The organism is Flavobacterium ginsengisoli, from assembly GCF_029625315.1.
GTDB classification, from domain to species: Bacteria; Bacteroidota; Bacteroidia; order Flavobacteriales; family Flavobacteriaceae; genus Flavobacterium; species Flavobacterium ginsengisoli.
Window position 1 is genome coordinate 3,441,622 of record NZ_CP121110.1, and the last position, 22,666, is coordinate 3,464,287.

The window sequence follows — 22,666 nt, forward strand, 5'->3', positions numbered from 1 at the left end:
GATACTCTGTCGTCATTTTCCAATTTTTTTCTTTGACGGTGGAATTCTTCTTATTGTAGGTCGCTAAAGACCTTTCCTAAACCAGTTTGATTTAGAAATTGTATGTATACGGCATGATTAACACTAATTTGTTGACATACCTTTCCTCTTCAGTTATTTTTACTGAATTTGATTATTTAAAACATGTTTTGATTTTTAGAGCCTGCTGTTCAGCTTTACAACTTGCTCTTATTCCATTCTTTAGCTGTCAGAATGGCGAAAAGATTCTTGCAATAATCTTTTTCCTTTGATTTTGTTTGACAAAGGTATGCGAAAAAAACGGGACTCAAAAATGGGTAAAAACCTACAATTATTGATTTTGTTAAAGTTGCTAACTTAATTGAGTTACAAGGCTCTTAATTGTTTTTAAATAACTAAAAATCAATAAATTAGCATAAATACATAACTAAATTGAGTTATGTATTTTTCCTTTTTTGAAGAATTCGCAAAAAACAATGAAAAATGCATTGAATTTTTGCGAATAATTTTTTAGCTATACGCTTAAATACAGGTTACTTATCTCCTGTTCTCGGATTCCAAGATAGATTTTAGTGGTCGAAACATTCGAATGATTGAATAATTGAGATAGTAACAGCAAAGCTTGGTCACTGTACTTGTTGACCTCCCATACACGTCTACCTAAGGTTTTTCTCATAAAGTGGCTTGAATACTGACCACGCACTTTGTATTTGGCAAAAATATCTTTCAGTTTGCTGTTCACGTATTGTATGCTGAACGGCTTATCTCCAGTGCGGTTGGCGAACATCAAATCGCTTTCGTTAGCTTTGAGTTGAACAAACAGACGACTCAGGATGGTCTGCAACTCTGGGTTGATGGTCACTTTTCTGGTCTTTTTGGTCTTCTTCTCGGTTATCGTGAAGTAATCCTGATTCAAAACCTGATTCCAACGAAGCTGGAGCAGGTCAGAAATTCTCAGACCAATGTAAGAACCTGTTGCAATAAGTAGCGCAAATTTCAGGTCGTTATCACGCTCCAGTTTCAAAACGATGCTCTGCATCTTTTCCCACTCTAAAAAATCACTTGTCGTCTTTTGTCCTTTTAATGCCATAATTCATGATTTTAGTTTCACTTTTCTACCTTAATATGTGTATCTGAAAGCGGTAGATTCTTCATGCTCTGTAAACCGCTGATTTCATTGAGCTTACACGATTACTTTCACTTCTTTTAGAAAGTGAAACAAATGTCCAGGTCTATTTTGGATTGTGCAAGAAAAATCCTGGATTTCCTGGACTCACGGATTTTTGGGTCATTTCAGAGCACAAAAAAACGAGGTCGTTAGCCTCGTTCTTTGGATTGTATCAATTGTGTAAATTCTTCAAGTTCCTTGTCCGTAAAATTTCCCGCTTTGAATGACAGCGGATATCTTATAGCTTGCGTCTTTAGTATCTGTTTTAGTTGGGAAGCTTATTACTATTTTCATGTTCTCTTTTTATCATAAATATCATCGGAAATCAAATTCGGAATTTTTTCTCAGAAATTTTTTGCCATTTTCTCATCAGATTTTTTTTTCTCCATTTTTGTCAGCGCAGTTTACGGACATATCCGAGCTACGGGGAAGCAATGTGTACATTTTGGAGTATTAGGTTAGGAGGTAACTTGGCTCTACTGCCAATGTTTGCAGGAGGTGCGGAGGGTCTGCTTGACGTGAATAAGTCTTTTGGTTCAGATTGTTCCACTTTGCAGGCTTCCCAGCATTTACAGGAGCATCTATAGCTCTATAGGAACATGATACGGCACTTAATGGTACATGAAACAGCTGATAAGGTTTGATTACTCTTTATCTTCTCTCTATCATATATGTTACTTAGTACCTTATAGCATTTTATGAGTATAACATCAGTGATATCAAGGCTTAAGAGCACATAGACCAAAATTTTGTTATGCTCAGTCTGCGCTATTGTTCTAAAGGTTTCGAGCGGAAAATTATTTCTTTCTGTCTCTCTTCTATCATATATGTTACTTATTACTATTATACAACAACACCAGCAATAACAAGGTATTCAGACGTATTTTGACCTTGGCTTTATGCGCAGTTTGCGCTAATCAAAAATGTTGGTCTAAAAAATAACTTCAAATATTTATCAAAATAGTGTTCCAAAACTATTGACTATTCTATGATTTAGAAGTATACTTGATAATAACTGAGAGAAAACTCATTAAATCCTTGGTTGCTGGGAGTTATAGCCCCAGCTTCTCTTACCAAGCTAATCTAAGAGACAATAATCCGTCCAAGTGGCGGAACGAGAATAAGAGAATATCGCAATGACCTCTAAAAATGAAGACTACATCGCTTTTACTGGCGATACAGGAGACTTAGACGTGCTCCTAAACGATTACAAGCTGTCAGAATCAGCACTGCGTTTCCCGAACGTAAATTCTATCCTAATACCAAAGAAAGCTCAGCATAACTTGCGAAAACACTGTAAAGTCATACTTAGAACAGTGGACTCGGATATTGACATTGCAGTTGAGAAATGTCTAGTGTTCCTTTCGAATCTCGCGAGCACCTATTACACGGATTCAAAATGGAAACCGCTTAACGCAATGCTTCTGCACCAGCAGACCAAGAATGCAGACAATACCTATCTATACACCAAGATTATCAAAGTTCTGACCACTGGAACAAGCACAGGAGCGTTTATTGAAGTTGACAAAAGTTATCAGAAAGGTTTTGAATCTAAAAAATTTCGATTGACCGATACTTATCTTAAAGCGGGTCTGATTGAGTATACCATAAAAGATGCAGGAATTATTAGTACACGGAATAAGTTGTACTATCAGCAGTTAAGCAAAGCCATAACAAATCCAATCTGTTACAATCTAATTATGATGTATCAAAAGATTGATTTACCGACCAGCGAAGAATTGCTTGCTATCGGCAGGAAGTTGGTCAAAGAAGGTCGTATTACCAAAAAAGGCAAAATCCTAACCGTGCGTAACAAACATAAAGACCACTACTGGCTAGACGTAAAAAACAGAAGCTTCGTTGAGGATAACATCGAGTTGTTTGAGTTCTTAACTTCTCGTGGCTTTATGATTCCAAGTGCTGGCGATATGTCAAGCGGTGGTCGTGTGGTGGACAGCTTCACGCTTATGCCTTCATGGATTCGGGAACAGATTACTATTGAAGGAAAGAAGTTAACTGAATGTGATTACACCGCTCTGCACCCAAACATTGCCATCAAGCTGTATGATGGTTCAATGACTTACCTCACACACGGATTAGTGGCGGAACGTACAGGAATTGACCTCAAAGATGTCAAGATTGAGCACCTGAGTTTTTTCAATATGACATGGAATGGAATGCGAAAATCTCCGCTGTTTGAATACTATTCAACAAATGAATCCGACATGTTAGCTCGAATCTATCATGATAAAAACGAGCATGGTCATAAGATTACTTCTCAAAAGATGTTCATGGTTGAAGTCGATATCATGAGCGCAGTTATCAGAGATTTGAACGCTAAAGACGTTTATGTTCTGTACGTTTATGATGCACTGATTTGTGAAGAAAAAGACAGAGAACTTGTAGCTGAAACCATGAATTGTATTATTCTGGAACATGGTGTGAAAACCAGAGTCAAAGTAAACAGCAGTGATTTTATTGAATCAACGTTTGAGCCGTTGCAGAAATACGCTCTGGATGAAATTGTAAATCTTTACGATATCCTGCCTCAATTGTCCTTTGATGTTGAAGATACTTTGAAAATCATTTCTGGCATTGACAGCTCCAACGTTGAAATGACTAAACTTCTGGATTATTTCAATAAACAGACTGCTCAGCAGAAGTACAATGATTATGATGGAGTTTTGATAACTCCTTCAATGATTTCGAAACTAAAAATTTTGATAAAACCTTAATAAAGAAAATAAGCGTTAATCATGCTACTATGATTAACGCTTACTTATTCATAAGATTGATTATTCTTTTCTTTTGGAATTAGGAATATCAATTCCTTTAAAAAACTCTTCCAGACTAATATCTAGCAGTTTACAGATTTTTATTAATGTTTTTAACTCAAAGTTTGCTCCTGTTTCCAATCTCCAATAAGCGGAACGGCTCATTTCTAAAGCAAATGCAATATGTTCGTAATTAGAATATCCTTTAGCTTTTCTTAATTCTTTTAACCGCAATGCGATAGCTTGCAATTCTTCTATACTGTCTTTTGGAGTTGAATCTTTCATACTCCAAATCTCAATATTTTGTATTTTTTATGGTACTCTATAATTTAGTACACTATAAAATAGAATTTTTAATATATTTGCTTGAATTTTAACACATCTTAAAAACCAAAAAATGAACAATCCATTAAAAATTATCGTGAGAGTTTCCGCTATCGTTTTTGCACTTCTCTGCTTTGCGGGCTACATGTTCAGTCTTCGTGTCCACAATGAATACGTAAAAGAGCATCCAAAAACAAAAAGCCTAGAAGACCTGAAAGCATGGGCGCAGACAGAAATCATTCAAGACTACTGCAAAAGATACTCTTATGTACAAACCATCAACAATGAAACAAGCCACCAGCGTGAGCTGAGCCGTGTCGATAACAGTAGGTATCTGTATGTACCGCAATTGGTTCGAAATGTCATTGAGGATAATGATTTGCCTGATAGCTATGCGGACGAATTGTTCCACTACGTTGATAAGGAAATAGATAAATGCCGATAAAATAAGAAATCACTTAATCCAACTAAATTAAAAAAATGAAAAAAATTGTACTTATTGCATTGTTAAGCGTCTTATTCACGAACTGCCAGTCTGATGACTCCGAACAGGAAAATGCTGACAATTCAAAATCATCCATCAGCTTCACATTGAACGATAAAACACAGTATGTGACCGCTACTGATGTTTCTGGTTCTGCAATTGACGTTACATGGTCGAAAAGTGAGCCAACTGCCAACACTGAGAACGAATACAGCATTTACGGCAGTTTCATCATCAAAAATCCAGCATCGAATGACAACCGTGATTCTGGAGACATGTATTTTCAAATCGTAACTTCTGATGCTAAGCTGACTGCGGGAAAAACATACGACATTTCGTTTAGCTATCTCAACTCTGGCGTAAATGGCATTCCTCTGGCTTATGACCCAGCGGTCTGCTACACCAGTACTGATTTGTTTCAAGGCAGTTATACGGCAGGTAAAATTAAGATAACCAGCTTTGACGGAACAACTCTGAAAGCTGAATTTTCAATTGAGAATCTTACAAACAAAAATCCTTACTCAGATTTTGGCTATTGCAATGGAATTAAAATAGTTGAAAAATCATTTACTATTACACGAGGCTCTTTAATAGCAATGCCTGAATAAAATTTAAAAGAGAGATTTATTCTCTCTTTTTTGTTTATAGGCCACAGAGTCTTTTTTATAATTAATGTTTTACAATTTATTTATAATTAAAAGATAACCAGATTATAATTATATTTGGATTACGAACAAGTCAAATAAAGTCTCTAACTTTAGATTGTCAGAAATATTGTCATGAGTAAAATAAACCAAATAATAATAGAAAAATTTGATTTTTTTAACGACCTAGTCAGTAAGGAAAAAATTATTTTAGACGACGAAATAAGTTTAAAACCCAAAGTAAATAACATTTACTGGTCTACTGGCGAATCCAAAACCAAACATTCAACTATCAATGAGGAAATCATTTTCATGGTAGAACAAAGCAAAAGAGACAATAAATATGGAATAAAATTGAGGTGTGAAAATTTCCTAAAACAGCCTTTTTTTAGATTTGATTCTGACGGTCCAGCGCATCGGAATGATGATGTTAACATTCCATTACATGAACAATCAATAAAAACGCCACATTTTAATTCTTTTAATGAAGCAGGAAAATCAATAGCATATCATAACCATGTTCTCAAAGATGAAAATCAAGCGAAGATAATTGCTAACGATATTAATTTCGGTATATCATTGTTTTGTCAGGAGACAGATTCAAAGTTAAAAAATAGTAATTTCCCTACTATTGCACCACTAATCCCCGAACTAGAGTTTTCAGAAACTAATAATATTGATTTTGATAATATTAATTTTGAATAAGTAATGGATAATCAAATTGTAATTGAGCAAATAAAAAAATCCTTTTGTAGCTTAACTAGTTTCAAAGAAAGAGCAAACGCTTTAGAAATTGTTACCGCTTTTTCGACTCTGAACAATAAGTTTGTATCTGTTTTTGTCACTGTAACAAACCAAAAAATTGTTGTTACCGACCATGGTTGGATAGACCAAAATTATTATGAAACTCCTTATTTCGAGGAATCCGAAGTTTTGATAAAACGCATTACTTCCTCTTATTCTGAAAACTACAAGATAAAATCGACATTGGATAAATCTGGAGTTGAATATTATTATAAAATTTGTTCAAAAATAGAAGAAATCCCAAGTGCTGTATTTGACTTAGCAAATTTTATTGTAGGAGCTGTGAATGCTCTTTGCATTCAGTTTAAAGATGAAAAAGAAGAAAAAGAAAGAGAGACTTTTAGAAGTGATGTAAATACCTTTTTCAAAATTCATTATGCTAAAGATGTTAGATTTAGACAACCATTAGATGATTACAAAAACATAAAGTTTAACGCAATTGTTAGTAGTAATTCTAAGATAAATCTAATAATGTACGCGACAGGTTCTTCACAATATTATTTTGAAAATGATTTGAGAAAATCAATAGTGAATTTTGAAATAGCGCAAAAATCTAAATATGATACTTATATTAAAGAAAAAATCACGATAATAAATGATGAATCTGATGGTTATTCTCCGATAAAATCTTCGTCTATTTTTCAGCTTTTAAACGAAAAAACAACTCGAGAACCGATAAAATGGTCCGAAAGAGAAAAAATTTTAGAACACATATAAATAATAAGTAACAGGCTTTTTTAGAAATTTGCTTAATCTGCTAAAGTGATAAATAAAAAGCAACTAATTATCTTTTTCATCATTTTCTTTCTGTAAATCCATTACTTTTCCTAAAATCAGTAAGCATCTTGTAATTGTAAAAATTATTATAGTAAATCCAAAAATATTAAAATAAAAAACATCTGTTTTTAAAGATTCTGGAAAGAATATCTTTATTGTAAAGCCTATAATGGCTACTACAATCAGCGATTTAATACAATTTTTTAGATGTCTAACAGTTTCATGATATAATCCCGTAACAAAAAAAAGGTCAAATAAAGGTTCTTTACTATCAACTTCTATCTTTGTGATTTTTGAGCCACCTTTGAAGGTTATCAATACAGTCAAAAGAGTTAATATAAAACCAGACATTGTCAAGCTAATATTTGTAACATCTGTTATTATTGTAATAGAATCACTTGCTTGAGGTTTTAAAATTATTTTTTTATAAACCAAAACAAAACCCAATACAGATAACAGTAATGCAATGAGAAAATCCCAAAATAGTGGACGCTTAAAATAGGTGTCTAAAATCATAATGTAGCCATTAAAGCATTAAAATCTTCTTCAATTAAAGAATACCAATCTTTCGACTTTGTAATTTTTTTCAAGTCAACAGGAATCACAAATTCACGTTTACTATTTAACAAATTAAAAACTTCCTCAACTCCTTCTTTATCTTCATATTTTACGACAAATGCATCAAATGCATCAATATTGAATGAACGTCCTTTAAATCTTTGTAGCATTTCCATAAACATCTTATTAGCTTCTTTATTCAATTCCGTACTTTTAATTCCTTTGCCTGGTGTTTGAAAGAAGGTTTCAATTTTAATATACTTTGGCTTTAAAGTATTAGCGATATTGTTCATACCGCTAAAATATCTTCCTTGTATATCCGCATCAAGTTGAGGTAGATTTTTTGGCTGAACTTTAATATCCATGTTTAATACGTTTTTCATATTGTTTAAAGCTTTATCTATTGAAACATCCATAAATAAGTTTACTTCAGTTGCTTTACTCTGCTTAAGAACTTTATGCGCAACATTTCTAAAATAATACTCAATATCTGATAAACGTGGACCAAAATGCTGATATTCTATACATATGACAGAAAATCCTTTACTATAATCTATAAAAAAATGTGTTTCTTCGGCAATACTCCCAAGAACATTCATAGATACTAATTTAAATTGCTCTTTTGGCTTCAATAGTGGTTCTCTTCCACTTCTTAACAATGCCATTGAGCATCTAATTCTCCTATCCTTAGGAATAAAAACAGCTCTATTCATAAAAAGCTCTCTCATACTATTAGGTCTGCCTTCATGTCTGTCAATAAGATGTCCCTCTCTATCCTCTTGAAGTTTTCTTGATATATATGTAATGACATTTCTCATAATGTCGTTACTATCAAGTTTATCTTTTAGATGATTTAGAGGCGTAAATTTTAAAGAAAAATATTGAAACTTGACTTCTGTAAGATTATCTTGAGTACCTTTCATTTGAATATAATAGCTTTTTTTAGATTACTTTACATTACAAATAAAATCATTTTTTGTGAGATTTTTAATTCTTTAACTATTAAAGATAATAAGTTTGTTTTGACCTAAATAAAATTAAAAAGTAAAGTAAACTTCTTCCTTTTATTAAGTTAATCTTATCTCTGTAATTGCCTATATGCATAAGATAATTTCTTTAAATCTTCAACAAACAAATTCGACAATTCAACCGTAAATGGTACTTAAAAACCTCTTCTTAACGGAAGAGGTTTTTTTATTACCTTATTTCAAAACAACACTCCTGTGTCTAATCCTTTGGTTTATGGATATGAGGTTTTAAAATTGGATGTTTTGGTTGATTTGGAGGAGTGACCCTTCTTCTTTCATCTGGTGTCCCGTCTGGTGTTTTAGGTTTTGGGCCTGGTTTAATTGCTTGAATTGCTTCCATAATTTAATTGTTTTAAAGTTAAAAAATCTTTCGTCGAGATTTAATAAATCTCTAAAGCAAATAACCCGAATAGTCCCTTTAGAATATTACGGAAAACCATATTGATTTTTATTTTTTAAATTGCTTTACAACTCGCCTCATGCAAAACAGGAAAATTGCATGAATTAGCAATAAAACATAGTTGGTTTGCTTTTTTATGAAGTTCTAAAGCCAATTCTATTTTATATGAGTTTCCAATCGTAACATTTGGATTCAATCTAACTTCTGTAAAACTCCCGCTTCCATCTTGATTTACTTCTAAAGTTGCTTCAGCATTATCTGAATATTCTAAAACTTCTATTCCGTTTTGGGAGCAGACATATAAGTATGACATCATGTGACAAGAAACTAAACTGCTCAATAATAAATCTTCTGGATTATATAATACTGGATCGCCTTTGAAGGCTTTTGCGACTGAAATATCTAAAACGGGTTTTCCTTCAATTTGAATTTGATGGTTTTTGGTGTAAATTTTTGAAGTTGTATTTTCTGAACTTTTGTTTGAAATCCAATTTAATGATGCTTTAAATAGATGTTTATATGCCATTTTTTTACTTTTTTACCATTGCAGAATATGCCTTAGTATGTTTTACCTCTTTAAACTAAAATGCCCCTTAAAGATTCTTCCGTCTTCTAGTTGAATTGAATACCAATAATCTGCCGAAGGCATTTGCTGTCCTAAATATGTTCCGTCCCAACCTTCTCCTATTGGATTAATTTGTTTTATAAATTTACCATAGCGATCAAAAATTTGTACACTAGTCTTTGAGGTGAATATAGGATTTATTCCTTTTAAATTCCATGTATCATTATACCCGTCTTGATTGGGAGTAAAATAATTAGGAATTCCTAAAATTGCAACTTCTTGTGCAACAACACCGCAACCATTTAAGTCTTTAACAAAAACATTGTGTATTCCTGCAGGCACATTTGTAAATATATTGCTTGTTTGATAATCACCATTTTTATCATCCAAAGAAAAAACATAATCGCCAGCACCAGTAGCCAAAACTGTTATCGCATTATCTGAAGACATATCGACAACTTCTATTTCTAATGTTGCTTTATCAGATGCATTTACTGTAATGGTTCTTGTTGCAGAACACCCTTCGTTATCAAGCACTTCTACTTTATAAATTCCTTTTTTATTTACAGTCAAATCATAATTGTTTTCTCTTTCAATTAAATTACCATTAAATGTCCAGCTATAGCTATAATTTCCTTTTTGAGTTTCATCTAATAAACCTGCATTGATAATTTTTGTAAAAGTTGGCAGATCACTGCACACCAGCTCCTCTCCTTCTAATTTAATAACCGGTTTTGGTCGTACAATAAACGGAATAATTGTACTGGCAATACAAGAAGAATTTAAAGGATTGCTAACTTCAACCTTTATATTTTGAGAAGAAGTAATAAAAGGGTTGGGCAACGGACTCGGCAATTCAATATTATTACCATCTGAATATTTTACAATCATTCCGGTTTGTCCTCCAAGAATTGTATTTTGAAAATCAGAAGTGTCAAACGCGTATTTTCCGTCTTGCAGAGCTGGATCTACTTCATCATCACAAACAGTAGTTAAGGATGCGTCAATAGGAAAAGCTTGAGGCAAGTCATCAACGATAAACTTCAAGGTACTTGCAAAAGAACAAGATGGTAAATTATTATTGCTAACAACAACACTTATTGTTTGTGTCGATGTTATAAAAGGATTTGGCAACGGACTTGATAACTCATTATTATTTTGATCAAAATACGAAACCGTAACATTGTTTAAACCATTCAATAAATTGTTTTCAATTGCTGATGTATCAAAGGCATATAATCCGTCATGATCATCGTCACAATGAATTTGCTCCATTGGTTGTATTAATGGAATTGGTTCAACCGTAAGGGTAATGCAATTTTCTAACCCTAAACAGTCATTACTTAATTTATTATCTACACGTACATAAATATCTTGAGTATTTGGAGATCCTGTATTTCTATAATTTGAGATGTCTAAAATATTATTTTTCTCTGCAAGTGCATCCGATAAATTTGTATAAAACGTAATATCTAACTGCTGTCCTGCTGGAAATATATTTTGAATTTGATTGGTTACGTCACTAAAATCAAAAGATGCAATTCCGTCTGTATTTGTGCCTAAAATTGCATCATCACATTGCACAAAGCTTTTTCTAAAAGATTTCGGTATTTGAGTTGTAGATACGATAAGATTTAATTGTGCGGTTCTGTAACATCCATTTTTATTGGTTACACGAACAAATACTCTGTCGACACTAGCAACCTGATTAATATAATTTGTTGTATTCAAAATAGGATTAGTACTATTTTGTGCATCTTGGGCAGTTTTAAAAAAAGAAATATCTTCATTGTTTACATTGGAAGTTATTTTACTGATGGATTCTTCTAAATTAAAAGCACTAAAACCATCAATATTATCATCACATTGCTTTAAATCAATTGCATTATTGATATCTGGCAAAACCAAAACTTCAATTTTGAATGAAGTAACCGCTACACAATTGGGATTATCTTTATTAACCAATTTGACAAAAATAGTTTCTTTTAAGTTTGTGTTTTGATAATTTTCTGGAGTAAGAATAGGCTGTGTTAAGGTTTCATCTTTATAATAGGATAAGAGAAATTGCATCGCTGACTGCCCGTTTAAAATAGCCGTAGCTCTTTGAGTCAAATCAAAAATAACTTTACCATCATTGTCACTTCCAAAACTTGAATTATCGCATGAAACTAAATCCTGAATTGCTGTGGATAAATTAGGAAATGGCGTGTCAAATACATCAATTTTAAAAGTTGTGATGCTTTTACATTCTGTATTGTTTTTATTTGAAACTTCGGCAGTTATAGTTTCCTCCTGATAAGAAACCGAATTAATGTAATTTTCAGGTGAATCAATTATTTTATTATTAGAAAAATAATTTACTATAAACAAATCAGGATCTTGTCCATTTAATATAGCTTTGTTCTGCGCAGTTAAGTCAAAAGAATACAATCCATCATTATCGTTGTCGCAAACTAATACGTTTTGAGGTTGGGTTGCTATAGGTATTTGTGAAATATGCACCTCTTTTTTCCTTTTGAGATTTTTTCCAAGTGCACTTGTAGCAGATACAGAGACAATATATTTTCCTGCTGAAGTATATGTATGAGAAGGATTTTTATCTGTGCTTGTAGTCCCATCACCAAAATCCCAAACTATAGACACAAGGTTTTGACTGCCTGTTAATGAAAACGAGGTGTTTTCTCCCAAACAATTATTCTTTGTTTTTATTGAAAAATCAAGTACTGACCTTACAAACTGTGGGAGATCTGCATTGGTTTCTCCAAAGATATTAAGAGCTGCAGGATTATAATTGCAACTAGGCCCCAGGTTATCAGGATCATTAATAACACCTAAGGCATAAGAATTGGTAAATGAAAGATATATTTTGCCATCAGGAGCATATTGCAAGGACGACATAGAACCGTAAAATCCCATATTGTGACCGCTACCTATAATTTTTTCAGTAGACTGAATATTTGAAGCCGTTAAATCGTATTGAATTAATTGATTTTTATATATATCAGATCTGGTTGTATATAAAACATCTCCTGAAGGAGAAAATTCAACTCCATAACAGTCATAATGATTATTTATAATCTGTGGATTAGATATTAGTCCGTTATTGACATCAAAGTCAAATAAAGTTGTTCCTGCACCATAGGCTGCCATTGCAATTTTTGATCCATCTGGTGAAAACTTTAAATATCCTGAAAAAAACAAACCTCCATCATTTGCAGATTTAGAGCTACTTACTATTGGATTAGTGATAATTCCCGCAGAAGTAATACTGTAAACATAAAATTTGTCATCAATTTCATTATGGAGAATAAACCAGTAATCGATATCATTTGGTTTTTTTATAGCCGCTATATTTCTGCAAGTACCAGTTGCAATTGGTACATTTTTATTGACAGTCACATCTCCTAATCCGCCATTTAAATTCATATCTACTTCTGTATATTTTGTAGACGAATTCATGTTTATATCTAATCCTGGACTTGTTATTATATAATAAATATTATTTGATCCTGGTTTGGGAATTATAATTGTTGATTGGCCTATTACATAACTGCCTCCTAAATTGCTTCCGTTTGACATTTTATTATGAAGCTTGTCCCAAACAACCACTCCGTTAGTATAAAATAACAATTCTCCGTTTGCATTAGAAATACTCGAACATCCGCCATCTGCATACATTTGGCTGTCTTTTAAAGAAACTGGTAATACACCATTAAAATCAACCCCTGACAAATCTCCAAAATACCAAATGTTTGCCTCACCTTGTGCATAACAACCTAACGATAAAAAGAAAATTACGGATAATATTTTTAGCATAAATGATATAATAATTCGCGTAAAAATAAACATTTACACTAAAGAATATCAAATAATAATTCCTATTAAGATCTTCATTTTTTCTTAAAATTAGAACTAAACAATTCTTTTGAACAGAAACCTTAAAAATAGTTTTTGTTTTATAATTTTCTGATAGATTTAAAAACCGTTGCTGTAAAATTTATTCCAGCAAATTATCTTTTTAATGAAAAATGTCCTGAAAAAATAGTCTTATTATCAAAATTAGCTCTAAACCAATAATCATCTGTCGGCATTTCTGCTCCATTGTAGAATCCGTCCCAACCTAGATCATTTGCAAAAAGTTCTTTCAATAATCTGCCATATCTGTCAAATATGGATATTTTTGAATTTGGGTATTTTTTACTACTTGCTATCTGCCAAAGATCATTATGACCATCGCTATTTGGTGTGAAAAATTTAGGATAATCAATTACTGTAACTTCTTTAGTGTCTTCACCGCAACCCTCTTTATCTCTCAGATAAGAAATATAAGTTCCGCCCTGAACATTAGAAAAATAATTACTATCCTGATAATTTATACCATCTATAGAATATTCTAGATTCCCTTCGAATGTTGGGATAATTTCAATAAAATTGTTATCTGACAATTCCTTGTATCTTACTTCTTTAATAGTTGGAAGAGTCGATCGTATCAATTCAAACTCAAATTTGTTTTCACAATAAATATCGTTTTGAATTTTTCCAACCACAAGAGTATACTTTCCTGCATTTACCAAATCTGCTTCGTTAGTATTTGAAATAACATTATCCTCGCCAAATTTCCAGCTGTAACTATCTAAATTATTCTCAACATTTACATGTAAAGAAGTCTCTAGATTACATAGAAAATATGTTTTTTCGACCTTTACAGTAGGCAATTCGTTCACCAATAAATCAAAATTTGTTTCAGAATTGCAAAGGCTATTGGTTTGGTTTTCTACTTTTACTTTTATTGTTTGGGATTTTGACTGTGTATTTCGAAATAAGGCTGGAAATGGGCTTGCCAATTGGTTTCCGTTATTATCAAAATACATTACTTTAAGCCCTGATTGATTTCCTATAATTTCTTTTTCTATGCCGGACATATCAAAAGTGGCAAAACCATTTCCTTCATCGCAGGCATATTTATTGGATGGTTTATTAATTTGAGGTTGCGAAGTTGTTTTTAAAACTAATGTTGTTTCCTTATAACAATTGGTTAAAATATTAGTTACTCTAACAGTTATTATTTCTTGATTTTTAGTTGCATTTGTATAAGGATTTGGCAACGGACTTGCTAATGGATTTCCATTATTATCAAAATAAGAAACTTTCATTCCTTGTTGATTTCCTAAAACGGTTAATTCAACATTTGAAGTGTCAAAATATTCCGAAATTCCATCATTGTTATCATCACAGCCTATTAATTCTTGTAAAGAATTTGCAAGCAGGAACCGGACTTACTATTAATTTAAATGTCGATTCATTATAACAATTCGTATTCGTATTGACAACCTTGACAGTAATTTTTTCTTCTTTGGCTATTAGATTCGCAACTGCATTTAATGACCCTTGTATCTTCTGCCCGTTTTGATGATAAAATTCAGCTTTTAAGTCAGCAGAAGTTTCTAAAATTGTCTCTATTGGTTTTAAATCAAATTGAGCAAAACCATTTCCATTATCACAAACAACCAAATCTGAAATTGGAGATAAATTTGGCAATTGATTTACAATTAAATCAAATGTAGTTTCAGAATAGCAACAAGGATTGTCATCGTGACTTACCCTAACAGTAATCGTTTCTCTATCTTTAACTGTATTTGCGAATGGGTTTGGCAATGTTTCATACTTATTGCCTTTGCTGTCTATGAAAGTAACTATTTTTTCAGTTTGAGTTCCCAAAACCTGCTGCGTAACTGTTGAAGTATCAAAAGAGGTAGAAAATCCTGTGTTTAAACTATTTTCACAAGCGTAAATATTATTGATTCCATATGCTTTAGGCGGTTCTTTCACATCAATTGTTTCCGATAAATTTTCAACAGTTCCATCTTTGCCAGTAACCTTGGCGGTAATAGTATATTTTCCATCGGCCGAAAAATCATGAAAGGGAGATAAATCCGTAGAAACATTATTTGCTCCTGAATCTGGATCTCCGAAATCCCATATAATTGAAGCAATTTTTGACTGATCACTAACACTAAATTCTTTTAAGAATTCAGAACATATATTCGAAATGTTCATTTCAAAAACATTATTTTTAACCTTATTTACATTTCCTGTCACGTTGATATAAAAATTGGCTTGCGGTTTTCCAAAATCAGCAGTCGAAACATAGCCATTTCCAAGATCAGGATATCCTACTAGTGTTGTACAACCTCGTTGCCATGACACGCCCTCACTTTGTGTTGTACCCGCTATAAAGGCAACTCCATCTCCATAAACAATTCCTTTATGAACTTCTACCAGAATTTTTTTTACACCAGCTGGAATTTTGATTGGTTTATCAAAATCTACTTGTATAATCTGAGAGTTCTCATCAATACTCGGCCGCAGCTCTTCATATTGACTGCTTCCTATTAATTTTTTTTCAGAGAAAGAACATGGGAAATTATCATCAATTTCATAGATATTAAAACTAATTTCAGCTAGCCAACCTGTTTTGTTAATTCCAACTTGCCCTGAATTAATTATAAATTCCTCATTATTTGATATACCAAAATCTTTTAAGTTAAAAGTTCTTGCCCAATAAATATATGCCGATGTACATGAATGTATACCAGTATCTATTAATTCGTCATTGAGGTTATGTGAGATTCTAGTGATTGGTCCTAAACTTTTTGTATCAAATACTTCGCCCGTCACATTAATATAAAAATTTGCATCTGGAACAGGAATAGTCAAATCTGTAGTACGCGATAGTCCATGATTTAAGTCACAGCCTAAATACCACGATTCTCCATTGTCTTGTGCAGTACCCGCAATAAAGACTTCTCCCGACTTTGGATTATAAATATCTTTTATCTTATGCACTGTGACCATTATTCTTTTAGTTCCAGCTGGAACAACTATTGGTTCATCAAAATCAAACTGGAAAATTTCTGGAGCACCATTAATAACTCTCGTTGGATTAAAACTACGGCTTCCAAGCACCGTTCTTGGAAATGAAGAATAAAAGAAAACAGGAAAATTGTCGTCGATACTATAGACAGTAAAATATAAATTTGAACCTTCATCAGATTTACTAATTCCAATTTGTCCCGATCTAATAACAAATTGTTCGTTTGGTTTTATACCAAAATCTGATAATGTAAATAACTTCGACCAGGCTTCATCTCTATCGCAAGTATACATACTAGTCTTAACAAGTGTTGTTCCAACATTATGAGTCAATGTTATCTGCGCATTTATGCATTGGAAAAACAGAAAAAATAAAAACGAAATTGCTGTATTAAATTTGTTTTTTTGATTTATAGTTATTCTCATTTAAGTAATTTTTGGCCTCTCTTTTAATTTTTTAGGTTTGATTATTAACTCCAAATATAAGAATCAAATGACAGAAATAGGGTTGAAAAAATATTTCTTTGAAACTAAATAATCTTCAAAACAAAAAACCCCGAAAGTCAGACACTTTCGAGGTTTTTAGAGAATTACTAAACTAATTAACAGATTCTAAAACTATTTTTTTACCGAGAATTTAAAAGTAGTTTTAGTTTTATAATTTTCTCCAGGGTTTAGAACCGTTGTTGGAAAATTTTTCTGGTTTGGAGAATCTGGATAATGTTCTGTTTCTAAACATAATCCTGTTCTATGTGCAAAAGTTCCTCCGTTTGGCATTGGCAACGTTCCGTCAAGGAAATTTCCAGAATAGAACTGAATTCCAGGCTCGTCTGTTGTCATTTCCATAACTCTTCCGCTTGCTGCGTGATATACTTTTGCAATTATTGTTTTTCCTTTTTCAGGGTTATTCAACACCCAGCAGTGATCATAACCTTTTCCTTTTTGTAATTGATCATTTTTAGCATTAATGTCTTTTCCAATTAATTTTGGCGTTCTGAAATCGAAAGGCGTACCAGCAACATCTTCTAATTTTCCTGTCGGAATCAAATCTGCATCAACTGGAACTAATTTATCTGCATTTAATGTCAATTCGTGATCTAAGATTGTCTTGGTGAAATCTCCAGATAAATTGAAATATGAATGCTTGCGTTAAGTTAACAACCGTTTTTTTGTCTGTTGTTGCTTCGTATAAAACTTCTAACTGATTGTCATTTGTCAATGTATAAGTCACAAAAACCTTTAAGTTTCCAGGATAACCTTCTTCCATATCTTTACTTAAGTAAGACAATTTTAAAGATGCTGTTTCACCAGATTTAACCTCATCAGCTTTCCAAACCACATTAAAAAATCCTTGCGGACCACCGTGTAAAGCATTTGGCGCATTGTTAATTGCCAATTGATAATCTTTTCCGTCTAATGAAAATTTACCTTTTGCAATTCGGTTTCCGTATCTTCCAATTAAAGCTCCAAAAAATGGATTTTCTTTTTCGTATTGCGCTAGAGAACTGAATCCGATTACTACATTTTCAGAAACACCTGCTTTATTAGGCACTTTCAAATCTGTAATTCTTCCGCCAAAAGTGATGATGTCTACTTCCATCCCGTTTTGATTTTTCAGTTTATAGCTTTCTACTTTTTCGCCTTTAGCAGTAGTTCCGTATTCCGATTTGTCAATTGTAACTAAAGCTTTTGCATCGGTTTCAGCTTTTTCTGTATCAGCTTTTTTATCGCCTTTACACTGAACTGAAACTATAGCAATACCAAGCATGCTTAATATGAAAAGAGAGCGTTTTAATACATTCATAAATTGTAGTTTTTTGGTTTGTAAAAGTTAGATGTTAGATATAAAATGTCAGATGTGAAATTTAATCATTTTATAAATGTAAAAATCACCTTTTTCTTTTTTTTCACATTTAACATCTAACAAATTACATTTTACCGCCTTATAGGCCGTGTTGGAATAAATGGAAATATGCTTCGTTAGCATTGATTTTATCTTTGAATTCTCTTACAGTTGTTTTTTCATCAATTACCAATAATTCGATTCCAGCAATATCTGCAAAATCTTCCATATATTCTGTTGTAATCGATTGGCTGTAAACCGTGTGGTGAGCTCCTCCAGCTAAAATCCAAGCTGTTGCCGCAACTTCTAAATTTGGCTTACAATCCCATAAAACTCTAGCAACAGGAAGTTTTGGTAATTCTGCCATTGGTTTAACAGCTTCAACTTCGTTTACAATTAAACGGAAACGAGTTCCCATATCAACCAAAGAAACATTGATGGCGTCTCCTGCAGGAGAATTAAACACCAAACGAGCTGGATCTTCTTTCCCGCCAATTCCTAATGGATGCACTTCGCAAGAAGGTTTTCCGTCAGCGATTGATGGACAGATTTCCAACATGTGAGAACCCAAAACGTATGATTTTTGTGGTGTAAAATGGTACGTGTAATCTTCCATGAAAGAAGTTCCGCCTTCTAAACCAATACACATTACTTTTAAAGCTCTAACCATTGCAGCAGTTTTCCAGTCTCCTTCTCCACCAAAACCATAACCATCGGCCATTAATCTTTGTGTTGCAATTCCTGGCAATTGTTTCCAAACTCCAAGGTTTTCAAATGTATCTGTGAAAGCTCCAAATCCTCCTTCTTCAAGAAAAGCTCTTAATCCTAATTCGATTTTTGTCGCTTCTACTAATGAACTTCTTTGTGCTCCGCCTTCTTTTAAAGAATCTGTTAAGTTATAAGAAGACTCATAAACTGCCAATAAATCAGCTAATTGTTTGTCTGTTACTTTCTCAATATGTTTTGTAACGTCTGAAGAATCGTATCCGTTTACAGACATTCCGAAACGAATTTGCGCCTCAACTTTATCACCTTCTGTAACGGCAACTTCACGCATATTATCTCCAATACGAGCTACTTTTAGGTTTTGAAGTTCATCCCAACCCAAAACCACTCTAGACCAGATTCCTAGTTGTTTTTGAACTCTTTGATCTTCCCAATGTCCAACTACAACTTTACGTTTTTTACGTAATCTAGACATCATGAAACCAAATTCACGATCTCCGTGAGCCGATTGGTTCAAGTTCATGAAATCCATATCGATGCTTCCCCACGGAATTTCAGCATTGTATTGTGTATGCAAATGGCATAATGGTTTTTTAAGAATATTTAATCCGCCAATCCACATTTTTGCTGGAGAGAAAGTATGCATCCAAGCAATAATTCCGATACAATTTTTCTCAGAATTCGCGGCCAAACAAACGTCTAAAATCTGCGAAGGAGATTTTACCACATCTTTGTAAACTACTTTTACTGGAATTGAAGATGAAGCATCTAATCCTTTTGCCATTATTTGAGAATGTTCTGCTACTTTTCTAAGTGTTTCTTCACCGTATAATTCTTGGCTTCCTACTACAAACCATACTTCTTTTTGAGATATATCTATCATGTTGTTTAATCGTTTATTTGTTTAACCGTCAAATCGTTTTTCTTTGTCTAAAAGTTCACGATTAACGAAAGTCTTTTCTCTATGTTCTTTATTCTATTTTCTTTAATCTAAAATCTGCACTCTAAAATCATTTACTGTCCGTAGTACGAATCTTTTCCGTGTTTACGGTTGTAATGTTTCTTAATTAATGAATCTTTTAATCTTGGTGCATTTGGGTTGATTTGTAAAGTCAGGTACGCCATTTCTGCGACAACTTCTAAGACTTTACTGTTGTAAACCGCTTTTGCAAGCATTTTTTCCCCATGCAAACGGGCCGTGATTTCCAATTAAAATCATTTCTACTTCTTCATAAGAAAGATTTTTTTCTTTGAAACAATCCAAAATCTGAATTCGGTATTGTGCTCGTAGTTTCCTTCAATTAAATGATCTGCCATCGGGGGCGCACACGGAATATCAGCCGTTAAGTGATCGGCATGCGTTGTTCCGAAAATCGGAATATCTTGCTGAGATTGTGCCCAAGCCACAGAATATGTTGCGTGAGTATGTGCAACGCCACCAATATTTGGCCAATTTTTGTATAAATAAGCGTGTGTTTTTGTGTCAGATGACGGACGCATTGTGCCTTCGATAACATTATTATCAAAATCGACAATTACGATATCTTCAGGTTTTAAATCTTCGTAAGGAACACCGCTTGGTTTAATGGCAAAAACACCATTTTTTCTGTCTACAGCGCTTACATTTCCGAAAGTATAAACCACCAAATTCAATGCATTTAACTGCATATTGGCTTCATAACATTCTTGTTTTAAATCTTTATAAAGAGAACTCATTTTGAGAAATTTTAATAGTTGGATCTGCAAAAGCACTTAATTTTTCGTATCCTAAAAGCAGTTTATGATACGCTTCAACTTTATCTGTTTGAGGGAAATATTCTCCGTCAAAATCACTTCCGATTTTCTGGCTCGCTTCTATTACGTTTGGATAAATTCCAGCTGCAACCGCTGCATAAATTGCCGCTCCTAAAGCAGGAGTTTGGTCTGAAGTCGCCACTTTAATTGGCTTGTTTAAAACGTTAGCCAAAGTCTGCATAATAAAAGGAGATTTACGAGCAACACCGCCAATTCCGATAACGCTGTCAATTTTCACTCCTTCTTCTTCGAAACGATCTACAATTTTCTTCGCTCCAAAACAGATTGCGTTTACTAAAGCTTTAAAAATATGAGGCGCTTTTGTTCCTAAAGAAAGGTTTGAAATGGCACTTTTTACTTCTTGATTTGCATCTGGAGTTCGTCTTCCGTTAATCCAGTCTAAAGCAATTGGAAGACTTTCTGAAACTGGTATTTTCTCTGCTTCTTTCGTTAATTCCACAATTAATTTATCACTGAATTCTTCTCTTAACTGCTCTTTTTGAGCATCATTTAAAACAGAAGATGTTCCTAATAAATGTTCTGTCGGCCACATTAAAAGTTCTTTGTACCAAGCCAATAAATCACCAAAAGCAGATTGTCCTGCCTCTAAACCAATAAATCCTGGAATTACAGATCCATCAACTTGTCCGCAAATTCCTCTAACTGTTTTTGTTCCAACCTCATCATAAGAACCAACAAGAATATCACAAGTTGAAGTTCCCATAACACGAACCAAAGTATTCTCTTCGATTTTAGCTCCAACTGCTCCAGAATGCGCGTCGAAAGTTCCAACAGCCACAACTGTTTCTGTAGAAAGTCCTAAACGATCTGCCCATTCTTGGCTTAATTTTCCAGCAACTAAGTCTGACGTATAAGTTTCATCATATAAATTGCCACGTAAAGTCGCTAAATATGGATGCAGTTTTTCTAAGAATTCAACTGGCGGTAATCCGTTCCAGTCTGCGTGCCACATTGCTTTATGACCCGCTGCGCAACGGCTTCTTTTGAAGGTTTTTAAATCTTTATCTTCAATTAACAAATACGTCATTAAATCGCAGTGTTCCATCCAAGTGTGTGCTGCATTTCTAACCGCTTCGTCTTGTCTTGCGATATGAAGGATTTTTGCCCAAAACCATTCAGAAGAATAAATTCCTCCAACGTATTTTGTTACGTCTTCTCCACCCCAACTTACTGCCAGTTCGTTAATTTCGTTTGCTTCATTTATAGAAGTATGGTCTTTCCATAAAACCATCATGGCATTTGGATTTTCTTCAAAACCTTTTGTTAATGCCAATGGCGTTCCATCTTTTGTAACTGGAACTGGAGAAGATCCTGTTGTATCAATACAGATTCCGCGAACCAATGCCGGATTAACATTACTTTCTTTTACAACATTTTGAATTGTAATTTCCAATCCTTCGATATGATCCAAAGGATGCTGACGAAATTGGTTTATAGAAGCGTCACAATATTGCTTGTTTTTCCATCTTTTGTAATGAGAAACATTCGATGCCAACTCCTGCCCATTTTCTGTGTCAATAAGCACCGCACGAACAGAATCTGTTCCGTAGTCCAATCCTATTACATAATTTTTCATTCGTATTTTATTTTAAAATATTGACAAATATAATTATTAAAATTTTATAAGTGTACAAAAAACACTTAATAAAATTCTGCTCCTTAATTTTTACAAAAAATGCATCAAAACAAAGATTTAAGCCTAAAACAGAAAATAAATGTCAATGTTACATTTATAATGTTGCGATTATTTCATCTTAATCTTCAAGAAGGTCACAGAATAAGCTGGAAAATTGTACTAAACTTTGCTTCCATTTACTTTAAACTGACTTACTTTCGGACTAATTTTCGTCATTATTATTTGACGT

Annotated in this window: 16 protein-coding genes and 2 pseudogenes; 5 read left to right on the plus strand and 13 right to left on the minus strand. The window is 33.1% G+C overall.

What is annotated here, in order from left to right; genetic code table 11:
* Nucleotides 1-532: 532 nt before the first annotated feature.
* Complete coding sequence (locus tag P5P87_RS16020) at nt 533-1,108, minus strand: tyrosine-type recombinase/integrase (RefSeq protein WP_278019906.1); 576 nt, start codon at nt 1,106-1,108, stop codon at nt 533-535.
* A gap of 1,214 nt (nt 1,109-2,322) precedes the next feature.
* Between P5P87_RS16020 and P5P87_RS16025 the strand changes: the two genes are divergently transcribed.
* Entirely contained in the window at nt 2,323-3,921 is a 1,599-nt protein-coding gene (locus P5P87_RS16025; RefSeq protein ID WP_278019907.1) for a hypothetical protein, read from the plus strand.
* 60 nt (nt 3,922-3,981) lie between these two features.
* Here the strand turns inward: P5P87_RS16025 and P5P87_RS16030 are convergent, their stop codons facing one another.
* Complete coding sequence (locus tag P5P87_RS16030) at nt 3,982-4,245, minus strand: helix-turn-helix domain-containing protein (protein ID WP_278019908.1); 264 nt, start codon at nt 4,243-4,245, stop codon at nt 3,982-3,984.
* A gap of 112 nt (nt 4,246-4,357) precedes the next feature.
* Here P5P87_RS16030 and P5P87_RS16035 point away from each other — a divergent pair, with 112 nt between their 5' ends.
* The 4 genes from P5P87_RS16035 (at nt 4,358) to P5P87_RS16050 (ending at nt 6,933) form a co-directional block, all read left to right on the plus strand.
* Nucleotides 4,358-4,729: a hypothetical protein gene (locus P5P87_RS16035; RefSeq protein ID WP_278019909.1), complete on the plus strand. Its 372-nt coding sequence runs from the start codon at nt 4,358-4,360 to the stop codon at nt 4,727-4,729.
* 35 nt (nt 4,730-4,764) lie between these two features.
* Entirely contained in the window at nt 4,765-5,376 is a 612-nt protein-coding gene (locus P5P87_RS16040) for a hypothetical protein (RefSeq protein ID WP_278019910.1), read from the plus strand.
* A 171-nt stretch (nt 5,377-5,547) separates the two neighbouring features.
* A complete protein-coding gene (locus P5P87_RS16045; protein WP_278019911.1) occupies nt 5,548-6,117 on the plus strand; it encodes a hypothetical protein in 570 nt (189 codons plus the stop codon).
* Nucleotides 6,118-6,120: 3 nt separating this feature from the next.
* Nucleotides 6,121-6,933 carry a hypothetical protein gene (locus P5P87_RS16050; RefSeq protein ID WP_278019912.1) on the plus strand — a complete coding sequence of 271 codons (813 nt, stop codon included), beginning with the start codon at nt 6,121-6,123 and terminating at the stop codon, nt 6,931-6,933.
* A 63-nt stretch (nt 6,934-6,996) separates the two neighbouring features.
* On the opposite strand, the gene P5P87_RS16055 is transcribed toward P5P87_RS16050, so the two are convergent.
* The 11 genes and pseudogenes from P5P87_RS16055 to P5P87_RS16105 form a co-directional block, all read right to left on the minus strand.
* Nucleotides 6,997-7,509 carry a hypothetical protein gene (locus P5P87_RS16055; RefSeq protein ID WP_278019913.1) on the minus strand — a complete coding sequence of 171 codons (513 nt, stop codon included), beginning with the start codon at nt 7,507-7,509 and terminating at the stop codon, nt 6,997-6,999.
* A complete protein-coding gene (locus P5P87_RS16060) occupies nt 7,506-8,474 on the minus strand; it encodes a hypothetical protein (protein ID WP_278019914.1) in 969 nt (322 codons plus the stop codon). The genes P5P87_RS16055 and P5P87_RS16060 overlap by 4 nt, the downstream gene beginning before the upstream one ends.
* 304 nt (nt 8,475-8,778) lie before the next feature.
* Nucleotides 8,779-8,919, minus strand: coding sequence for a hypothetical protein (locus tag P5P87_RS16065; protein WP_278019915.1), 141 nt, complete (start codon nt 8,917-8,919; stop codon nt 8,779-8,781).
* 115 nt (nt 8,920-9,034) lie between these two features.
* Nucleotides 9,035-9,505: an OsmC family protein gene (locus tag P5P87_RS16070; RefSeq protein WP_278019916.1), complete on the minus strand. Its 471-nt coding sequence runs from the start codon at nt 9,503-9,505 to the stop codon at nt 9,035-9,037.
* A gap of 42 nt (nt 9,506-9,547) precedes the next feature.
* Nucleotides 9,548-13,360 carry a T9SS type B sorting domain-containing protein gene (locus tag P5P87_RS16075; RefSeq protein WP_278019917.1) on the minus strand — a complete coding sequence of 1,271 codons (3,813 nt, stop codon included), beginning with the start codon at nt 13,358-13,360 and terminating at the stop codon, nt 9,548-9,550.
* A gap of 194 nt (nt 13,361-13,554) precedes the next feature.
* Nucleotides 13,555-14,697 carry a T9SS type B sorting domain-containing protein gene (locus P5P87_RS16080; protein ID WP_278019918.1) on the minus strand — a complete coding sequence of 381 codons (1,143 nt, stop codon included), beginning with the start codon at nt 14,695-14,697 and terminating at the stop codon, nt 13,555-13,557.
* A gap of 76 nt (nt 14,698-14,773) precedes the next feature.
* A complete protein-coding gene (locus P5P87_RS16085; RefSeq protein WP_278019919.1) occupies nt 14,774-16,843 on the minus strand; it encodes a PKD domain-containing protein in 2,070 nt (689 codons plus the stop codon).
* Between the two features lie 192 nt (nt 16,844-17,035).
* Nucleotides 17,036-18,221, minus strand: a pseudogene (locus P5P87_RS26170) (aldose epimerase family protein).
* A gap of 139 nt (nt 18,222-18,360) precedes the next feature.
* Nucleotides 18,361-19,869 (minus strand): L-arabinose isomerase, encoded by a 1,509-nt coding sequence (gene araA, locus P5P87_RS16095; protein ID WP_278019920.1) that lies wholly within the window; start codon nt 19,867-19,869, stop codon nt 18,361-18,363.
* A 131-nt stretch (nt 19,870-20,000) separates the two neighbouring features.
* Nucleotides 20,001-20,702 (minus strand): annotated as a pseudogene (locus P5P87_RS16100) (L-ribulose-5-phosphate 4-epimerase).
* Nucleotides 20,686-22,377, minus strand: coding sequence for a ribulokinase (locus tag P5P87_RS16105; RefSeq protein WP_278019921.1), 1,692 nt, complete (start codon nt 22,375-22,377; stop codon nt 20,686-20,688). The pseudogene P5P87_RS16100 and the gene P5P87_RS16105 overlap by 17 nt, the downstream one beginning before the upstream one ends.
* Between the last annotated feature and the right edge of the window lie 289 nt (nt 22,378-22,666).